Annotated in this window: 3 protein-coding genes and 1 other annotated feature; all 3 genes read left to right on the top strand. The window is 66.5% G+C overall.

Going from position 1 to position 1,512, the window contains the following annotated elements; translation table 11 throughout:
- The first annotated feature begins 227 nt into the window (after nt 1–227).
- Nucleotides 228–356 carry a winged helix-turn-helix domain-containing protein gene (locus tag BJF86_RS19845; protein ID WP_143553816.1) on the top strand — a complete coding sequence of 43 codons (129 nt, stop codon included), beginning with the start codon at nt 228–230 and terminating at the stop codon, nt 354–356.
- Between the two features lie 23 nt (nt 357–379).
- A complete protein-coding gene (locus tag BJF86_RS11080; protein ID WP_075818964.1) occupies nt 380–700 on the top strand; it encodes a transposase in 321 nt (106 codons plus the stop codon).
- Nucleotides 658–807, top strand: a sequence feature (AL1L pseudoknot). It overlaps the preceding gene by 43 nt.
- A partial coding sequence (locus BJF86_RS11075) for an IS3 family transposase (RefSeq protein ID WP_143553815.1) occupies nt 703–1,512 on the top strand: 810 nt, incomplete at its 3' end. (Overlaps the previous feature by 105 nt.)

Genomic DNA, 1,512 nt, shown 5'->3' with positions numbered 1-1,512 from the left:
GTTGTGAGAGATCACTCGAAGGATCACACCGGTGGCCGCGCCTACCTCAGCAGGACACGCTCACCCCGGTGCTCGTACACCACTCTGCAGGACTCCACTCCGCCTCATCCGAGTGGACCCATCCGATGTGGACCGGTTGATGGTGCAGGTCCCACCGGTTTGGCGAGGTAGCCCTGTTCATAATGATGTGCCGCAGGACCGGCGCACGACGCGGCTAGGCTAAGTCGATGTCTCCAGCTCGCGCCCCCCTGAGTCCGGAGCATTTGCGGTTGCTGCGAGAACGGGCAGGGTTGACTCAGCACGAATTTGCCCGGGCGGTCGGGGTTGAATCGCCCCGGGTCTGGTGGAGGCTCTGAATCCTGGGAAGGATGATGAGCACATGTCAGCACCGAGGAAGTACAGCGTCGAGCTCCAGCAGCGGGCGACGAGGATGGCGATAGACGCCCGGAAGGACCCTGATAGTGCGCGTGGGGCGTTCAAGCGTGTCGCCGACCAGCTGGGGGTGCACCCCGAGGCGCTGCGGAACTGGGTCCGGCAGGCCGAGATCGACGGCGGTGTCCGGGCCGGCACGACGACCGATGACGCCCAGCGGCTGGCCGAGCTGGAGCGTGAGGTGCGCGAGCTGCGTCGAGCCAACGAGATCCTGAAGACGTCCGCAGCTTTTTTCGCGGCTGCGGAGCTCGACCGCAAGATCAGGTAGAGGTGCCCACCGCGGTGCTGGTCGACTACATCGACCAGCACCGCGACCGGTTCGGGGTTGAGCCGATCTGCACCGTCCTGAGGGACGCCGGCATGCAGGTCGCCCCGAGCACCTACTACGCCGCCAAGACCAGGCCTGCCTCGGCGCGCAGCGTGCGGGACGCCGAACTGACCGAGGACATCCGGACCGCTCACAAGGCCAACCTGGGTGTCTACGGCGCACGGAAGATCCACGCCGAACTCAATCGCGAGGGCGTCACGGTCGCCCGCTGCACGGTGGAGCGGCTGATGAAGGCCGAGGGGCTGCGTGGAATCCCGCGGGAGAAGACTCGAAGGACCACGATGGGTGACGGGGCTGAGACCGAGCGACCGGAGGACCTGGTGGCTCGAAAGTTCGTCGCCACCGCGCCGAACCAGCTCTGGGTGGCCGATCTGACCTACGTTCGCACTCATGCCGGGTGGACCTACGTCGCGTTCGTCCTCGACGTGTTCAGCCGGATGATCGTGGGTTGGCAGGTCTCGACCAGTCTGCGCACCGACCTCGCTCTCGATGCCCTCGACATGGGGCTGTGGGCCCGTCAACGCGCTGGCCAGGACGTCACTGGGCTGGTCCATCACAGCGACCGCGGCGTGCAGTATCGAGCGATTCGCTACACCGAGCGCCTCGCCGAGGCCGAGGCCGTCGCCTCGGTCGGGTCCAAGGGCGACTCGTATGACTGCGAGGATCGTGTCTGCGCCACCGCCTGGGGTCTGACCCTTGTTATGACCGGCCCCGCTGGGTGCCCTTGCGTTGACGTGTCGGCTCTGGGTGGT

The sequence above is a fragment of the Serinicoccus sp. CNJ-927 genome (assembly GCF_001942435.1).
In the GTDB taxonomy this organism is placed as follows: Bacteria; Actinomycetota; Actinomycetes; order Actinomycetales; family Dermatophilaceae; genus Ornithinicoccus; species Ornithinicoccus marinus.
The sequence above is the reverse complement of the archived record's forward strand: the minus strand, read 5'-3'. Positions and strand labels throughout refer to the sequence as shown.